This window comes from Bradyrhizobium sp. 31Argb, from assembly GCF_043638955.1.
Classification (GTDB): Bacteria; Pseudomonadota; Alphaproteobacteria; order Rhizobiales; family Xanthobacteraceae; genus Bradyrhizobium.
Genome location: NZ_JBEGDB010000077.1, coordinates 24,311 through 30,549, shown reverse-complemented (window position 1 = coordinate 30,549; position 6,239 = coordinate 24,311). Strand labels below are relative to the sequence as shown.

General features: G+C 62.8%; 6 protein-coding genes and 1 tRNA gene. 3 read left to right on the top strand and 4 right to left on the bottom strand.

Going from position 1 to position 6,239, the window contains the following annotated elements:
• Positions 1-670: 670 nt before the first annotated feature.
• A tRNA-Val gene (locus AAFX91_RS17185) sits at positions 671-745 on the bottom strand.
• An 81-nt stretch (positions 746-826) separates the two neighbouring features.
• The gene (gene cpdR, locus AAFX91_RS17180) at positions 827-1,186 is read right to left on the bottom strand and encodes a cell cycle two-component system response regulator CpdR (protein ID WP_027583737.1); all 360 of its coding nucleotides are present in this window, start codon (positions 1,184-1,186) and stop codon (positions 827-829) included.
• 310 nt (positions 1,187-1,496) lie between these two features.
• On the opposite strand from cpdR, the gene AAFX91_RS17175 reads away from it, so the two are divergent.
• The gene (locus AAFX91_RS17175; RefSeq protein WP_394567216.1) at positions 1,497-2,384 is read left to right on the top strand and encodes an N-formylglutamate amidohydrolase; all 888 of its coding nucleotides are present in this window, start codon (positions 1,497-1,499) and stop codon (positions 2,382-2,384) included.
• Positions 2,385-2,873: 489 nt separating this feature from the next.
• On the top strand, positions 2,874-3,653 hold the full coding sequence (gene hisN, locus AAFX91_RS17170) for a histidinol-phosphatase (protein WP_394567215.1): 780 nt from the start codon (positions 2,874-2,876) through the stop codon (positions 3,651-3,653).
• A gap of 12 nt (positions 3,654-3,665) precedes the next feature.
• Here hisN and AAFX91_RS17165 read toward each other — a convergent pair whose 3' ends face one another.
• On the bottom strand, positions 3,666-4,556 hold the full coding sequence (locus AAFX91_RS17165; protein WP_394567214.1) for a LysR substrate-binding domain-containing protein: 891 nt from the start codon (positions 4,554-4,556) through the stop codon (positions 3,666-3,668).
• Positions 4,557-4,645: 89 nt separating this feature from the next.
• Here AAFX91_RS17165 and AAFX91_RS17160 point away from each other — a divergent pair, with 89 nt between their 5' ends.
• Positions 4,646-5,398: a sulfite exporter TauE/SafE family protein gene (locus AAFX91_RS17160; protein WP_394567213.1), complete on the top strand. Its 753-nt coding sequence runs from the start codon at positions 4,646-4,648 to the stop codon at positions 5,396-5,398.
• Here AAFX91_RS17160 and AAFX91_RS17155 read toward each other — a convergent pair.
• Complete coding sequence (locus AAFX91_RS17155) at positions 5,395-6,030, bottom strand: LysE family translocator (protein ID WP_130580977.1); 636 nt, start codon at positions 6,028-6,030, stop codon at positions 5,395-5,397. The two genes, AAFX91_RS17160 and AAFX91_RS17155, sit on opposite strands and share 4 nt — an antisense overlap.
• Between the last annotated feature and the right edge of the window lie 209 nt (positions 6,031-6,239).

The following is a 6,239-nucleotide window of genomic DNA, read 5'->3' as shown; positions in this document are numbered from 1 at the left end:
CAAGGCTTCCTCCTAAAAGAAAGCCTTGAATCACGTTCAATCTGATTTGAGAATCCCAAGAGTCCACACGGCCTAGAACGTGTTCAGTTGAACCAGCTCGCATTGCTTTCGTTTAGCGGGATTTCGGGAGTTCATCCCTGCCTGGTAAGAAATCTTCATATGCGCGGTGCTGGTTTGTACTCGAATTCATTTCACTTCTTCGCCAACGACTTCCTCATGTCGTTCGACGGCTTCAAGTCGAGCACGCATTGCCACGTCGTGTGGAGGCGGGGCGACGAATGCGGCGTCGTGTTTCCTTCAGGATATCTCCACAGCGAGCTCGAGATCTTGTCAGCGCAGGTGTGACCGACCGCGCATCCCGAGAAGACGCGCTTCGACGCTTCTGTGGTTGCTTCCGCAGGCGCAACGGAATCGTAGGATGGGTAGAGCGGAGCGAAACCCATCGCGATGGGAGCAAGCCGCGCGATGATGGGTTTCGCTCCCGCTCTACCCATCCAACTGCATCGCGCGGACGATGACGGCGGAACGTCATTTGACTCTTGGATCAGGGACCCAAGCCGTCGGCGCGGCAGTCCGTCTTCGCTTTCACTTCGTTCAAGCTACGCCGGACACGCTTCGCCCTGGCCCGCTCCGCACGGCTGCGCCACGCGTAGCCCGCCAGGGCGAAGCGTGGTGGGCGCGACAGGGATCGAACCTGTGACCCCTACCATGTCAAGGTAGTGCTCTCCCGCTGAGCTACGCGCCCGAAAAATCGGCTGGGTCGGGTCCCTATAACGGACCCCAGGCGGGCAGGCAAGGACGCTTGAAGGCGAATCTTGGCCGCCGATCAGGCCGCCAGCATCTTGTTCACCTCGCTGACCAATTCACGCAGGTGGACGGGCTTGGCCAGCACCTTGGCGTTCTTGGGCGCCTCCGAATCGGAGTTCAGGGCGACGGCGGCGAATCCGGTGATGAACATGATCTTGATGTCGGGATCGAGTTCCGAGGCGCGGCGGGCGAGCTCGATGCCGTCCATCTCCGGCATCACGATGTCGGTGAGCAGCATCTCGAACGGCTCCTCGCGCAGCCTCTGATAGGCCGACATACCGTTATCGTGTGGGGAAACCTGGAATCCGGCGTTTTCGAGCGCCTTGACCAGGAAGCGGCGCATATCGTTGTCGTCTTCGGCGAGGAGGATTTTGGGCATGGCGTTGATTTCGTCGAATCCCGGCTTGGGAGGATCGGTCCGCACACTAAGCCCGATAGGCAGTAAATTTCGAGTGAAAGATGAGCCGTCGCGGCCGACCGGATGCTTAACTTAGTTGTGGACCGGAACGCCGCGCGAATCAATCACGTCAGGCGTTACCCGCTCTTAAGAGACATTCCAGCCCGGCTCACGATTTTTTTCGCTTGGCAGAAGGGTTGTGATTACCGACAATGCCCGCACATAAATCCTCCGTTTTTCCGGCAGAATCGTGCTGGAAGGCCCAGCGGAATTGAAGGGACGGCGCCGGACGATGAGCAGGCCTGACGGTGAATTGCCGCCTCCGTTCGAGATCGTCGAACCCGTCAATTGGCGGGCGCCGATCATCTTCAACTCGCCGCATTCGGGCTCGGTCTATCCGGCCGAATTCCTCAACGCCTCCAGGATCGATCTGACGTCGCTCAGGCGCTCGGAAGACTCCTTCATGGACGAGTTGATCGAAGGCTTGAGCGAGCGCGGCTTTCCGATCGTGCGGGTGCATTTCCCGCGCTCCTATGTCGACGTGAACCGCGAGCCCTATGAGCTCGATCCGCGCATGTTCACGGGCCGGCTTCCGAGCTTTGCCAATACGCGCTCGATGCGGGTCGCCGGCGGGCTTGGAACGATCCCGCGCGTGGTCGGCGACGGCCAGGAGATTTATCGCGAGCGGCTCAATGTCGACGAGGCGCTGTCAAGGATCGAGGCGCTCTACAAGCCCTATCACCGGGCGCTCCGGCGACTGATCAACAAGGCGCACCAGGCGTTCGGAACCGTTGTCGTGGTCGACTGCCACTCGATGCCGTCGATCGGGGTGTCGCGGGACGAGCCGCGACGGCCCGACATCGTCATCGGCGACCGCTACGGCACAAGCTGCGCGCCGCTGCTCCCCGACGTGGTCGAAGACGTCATGAGCGGGCTCGACTATTCGATCGGCCGCAACAAGCCCTATGCCGGCGGCTTCATCACCGAGCACTACGGCAACCCGGCGAGCGGCCTGCATACCGTTCAGCTCGAGCTCAACCGCGCGGTCTACATGGATGAGCGCCGGCGCGAGCGCGGCCCGCGCTTTGCGCAGTTGGCCGCCGATTTCGCGACCTTGGCGGAGGCGCTGGCGGAAGTCCCGCTCGGCGACCTCGGTCCGTTCCAGGCAGCAGCGGAATAAGTTTCCTCGTCATGCCGGGTTCGCTTCGCGCCCCGGAATGACAGCAAGAACCCCAAAAGAAAAAAGGGCCGCTTGAATGAACAAGCGGCCCAAGTCTAGGGAGGAAACGCCCAAGGAGGGCAGCGATAGCGCGAGGCGCTACCGCACCGCAACAATATGCCGCCGCGCCGCACAAAACGCAAGCGGTTTTAGATTCATTTCCCATGCATTATCCGCAGGGCTTGCAGACCTGCAACACAGGGCTAAAGTCGAACTTTGTCGTTTTCTTTCAATATCTTCGTGAAGAAATGAATGATTAATACCGAGTTTCGACCATGGCCCCCCATTTCGTGATTGCACCTAGTCCCAAAACTCATAGCGGTGCATGGCATCCCTTGCGCACTCAAAAATGCCAGCGACAAAATTCCTCAATGTCGGTGCGGATTCCGCCGGATTGAGCTAGGCAGTAGCGTTAAGTTGCCAGTTCGCATCGCGCTTTAGGGAACAGCCGTGCCGGTCATTGATTTCACTGCCTTCATCGGTCGCCTCGCGACCGCCGCCGGCGAAACCATCCTGCCGTTCTTCCGCACCTCGCTCTCGGTCGACAACAAGAGCGTCAACGATTTCGATCCCGTCACCGAAGCCGACCGCGCAGCGGAAGCGGTGATGCGGCGGTTGATCAAGGCCAACTTCCCCCAGCACGGCATCGTCGGCGAGGAATTCGGCAATGAGCGCGAGGACGCCGAATATGTCTGGGTGCTCGATCCGATCGACGGCACCAAGTCGTTCATCGGCGGCTTTCCTATCTGGGGCACGCTGATCGCACTGCTGCACAAGGGCACGCCGGTGTTCGGGATGATGCATCAACCCTATATCGGCGAGCGGTTTTCCGGCGACAATGGTTCGGCCCATTACTCTGGCCCGTCTGGCGAGCGGCGGCTTTCCGTCAGGCGCTGCGCGTCGCTCAAGGAGGCGACGGCTTACACCACGAGCCCGCTGTTGATGAACGCCACCGACCGGGCATGCTTTGGACGGATCGAGAGCGCCGCCAAGCTCACGCGCTATGGCGGCGACTGCTACTCCTACTGCATGCTGGCCGCTGGCCATCTCGATCTCGTGGTCGAGACCGAGCTCAAGCCGTATGACATCGCAGGCCTGATCCCGATCGTCACCGGCGCCGGCGGCATCGTCACCACCTGGGAAGGCAAGCCGGCGCAGAGTGGCGGCCGCATCATCGCCGCGGGCGACCCGCGGGTGCACGAAGCGGCGATGAAGCTGCTCAATGGTTGAGCGAGCGGCCCGTCACGGCGCGGCCTTGCGCAGGTAGTCGACGAGCAGCTTCGCCGGGCGCGGCAATGCCTTGAAGCTGCGGGCGCAGATCGTGAGTTTGCGGTCGGCCCAGGAGTCGCGCAGCCGGATCGACGCAATCGGCATCGATCGGGCGCAGCGCCGCGCGGCCGTCTCCGGGATCACGGCGATGCCGACATCGGCCGCGACCATCTGGCAGATCGCGTCGAAATCGCGCAGGCGCGCCCGGAACCGCAGACGGGCGCCGAGCCGGGCCGCATGCTTGGCGATGTAAGCCTGCAGCGCGGTCGAGGCGGTCAGCCCGACGAAGTCATAGTCGGTCACGTCCTGGAAATCGATCTGGCGGCGCCCTGCGAGATCGCTGCGGCGCGAGGCCACCAGCGTCAGGCGATCCTCGCTGAACAGGAAGCGCTCGACGCTTTCGGGCAGCGCATGCTCGGCGGCGAAGCCGAGATCCGCAGCACGGGTCGCGATCGCAGCCGCAATGTCGGCGCTCTCGCGCTCCTCGACGTCGACATTGATGTCGGGATGCTCGCGCAGGAAGGCGGCGAGCGCCCGCGGCAGATGCTCCGACAGGCCCGAGGTATTGGCGAGCAGCAGCACGCTCGCCCTGACGCCGCTGGCATAGGCGGCGAGGTCGCCGCGCAGCGCTTCGACATTGTGGATCACGATCCGCGCATGATCGAGCAGGCTTTCGCCGGCGGCGGTGAGTTCGACTCCACGGCGGCCGCGCTTGAGCAGCGACACGCCAAGCGCAGCCTCGAGCCCCTTGATCCGTTCGCTCGCGGACGCCAGCGCCAGATGAACGCGGGAGGCGCCATTGGTGATGCTGCGTGTCTCCGCCACCGCAATGAAGAGCTGCAGATCGACCAGGTCGAAGCGCATGTCAGGCTCCGTTCAGCTTCGGCAAAGCCGAAGGCATTCTCCGTAATCTCCAGATTGTGCCGCTCGCGGCGATCGGTCAATGTGCAGACATGTTCGACTCGATGCTTATCCTGATCGCCTTCGCCTTCCTGCTTGCCGGTTTCGTCAAGGGAACGCTGGGGCTTGGCCTGCCGACGGTTTCTATGGGACTGCTGGCCGTGACGATGCCGCCTGCGCAGGCGATCTCGATCGTCATCGTGCCGGCGATCGTCACCAACATCTGGCAGACCTTCGTCGGCCCTTATCTGCGCGACATCCTCAAGCGGCTATGGCCGCTGATGCTCGGCACCGTGGTCGGCATCTGGCTGAACCGCGGGCTGTTGACCGGGCCTTATGCGCCCTACGGCACCGTCGTCCTCGGTCTCCTGCTCATCATCTATGCGGTCGTGGCCCTCAGCCGCTTCAGCTTCAAGGTCGCCCGCCGCGACGAGAAATGGATCGGCGGCATCGTCGGCGTCGTGACCGGGGTGATCTCGGCGGCGACCGGCGTGCAGGTGATCCCGTCGATGCCATTCATGCAGGCGATCGGCATGGAGAAGGACGAGCTGGTGCAGGCGCTCGGCCTGTTCTTCACCACCGCAACCGTCGCCCTCGCCTTCAATCTCACTGCCGCCGGCGTGTTGACTGCCGCGACCGCGCTGCCCGGCGCGGTGGCGATGGTGGCGTCCTTCGTTGGCATGTTCGTTGGGCAGGCGGTGCGGTCACGGCTGCAGCCGGAGGCGTTCCGCCGCTGGTTCCTGATCGCGATGATCCTGCTCGGGTTCTACCTCGCCGGCAGCGCGCTGGTGAAGATTCACGGCTAGCGCGCTTCCAGCATCGCGACGCGAAAGCCGAGATAGACGAACAGCCCGCCGAGCGTGCGGTTGATCCAGGTGATCACACCGCTGGAGCGGCGGATCCGCCTCGCCGCCCGCGCCGCAAAGGCCGCCACGCCGAGACACCACAGCGTGCCGTTGAGGACGAAGATCGCGCCGAGCAGCAGGAAGGCGGCGGCCTTGTGCGGCGAATCAGCGGCCACAAACTGGGGCAGGAAGGCGAGGAAGAACAGCGCCACCTTCGGATTGAGCGCATTGGTCAGCGCGCCCTGCCAGAACACCCGGCGCAGCGTCGGCGCCTCACCCTGAAGGGTGACATCCGCGATCGGGCGCTGGCGTGACAGCAGCATCTGGACGCCCGTGAACAGGAGATAGGCTGCGCCGACCCATTTGAGGGCGGTAAAGGCCACTGAGGAGGTCATCAGCACCGCCGAAAGCCCGATCGCCGCGCCGAAGACATGAAAAAGGCAGCCACAACTGATTCCGAACGCAGCCGCCGCTCCGCCACGCCATCCAAGTTGCAGGCCCCTGCCGATGATATAGGCGGTGTCCGGCCCCGGCGTGACGTTAAGCAGCAGCCCCGACAGGATGAAAAGCCATAGTTCGTGAATTCCGAGCATCGTCATCATCTCTCACGCGGGCGTTGGCCAACCGACAAGAACAGCCGCCCCACATTATTTCCACGACATAAAAATTGTGCAGCTAACATTTCAGGGGCCATCCGCTGCCAATTCCGGAACGTTTGCATTACTATGATCTCCGGTTCGGGCTTCCGCCAGGTACATCTTGTTTTATAAGAATTGGAACGGTCGGCCGCGCACGCGGCGAT

What these genes read in the sequence shown, in the direction of transcription:
- AAFX91_RS17160 (WP_394567213.1), top strand. Translation starts at nt 4,646, where the DNA reads ATGTTCGACTCGATGCTTATCCTGATCGCCTTCGCCTTCCTGCTTGCC.
- AAFX91_RS17175 (WP_394567216.1), top strand. Translation starts at nt 1,497, where the DNA reads ATGAGCAGGCCTGACGGTGAATTGCCGCCTCCGTTCGAGATCGTCGAA.
- AAFX91_RS17155 (WP_130580977.1), bottom strand. Translation starts at nt 6,030, where the DNA reads ATGCTCGGAATTCACGAACTATGGCTTTTCATCCTGTCGGGGCTGCTG.
- cpdR (WP_027583737.1), bottom strand. Translation starts at nt 1,186, where the DNA reads ATGCCCAAAATCCTCCTCGCCGAAGACGACAACGATATGCGCCGCTTC.
- AAFX91_RS17165 (WP_394567214.1), bottom strand. Translation starts at nt 4,556, where the DNA reads ATGCGCTTCGACCTGGTCGATCTGCAGCTCTTCATTGCGGTGGCGGAG.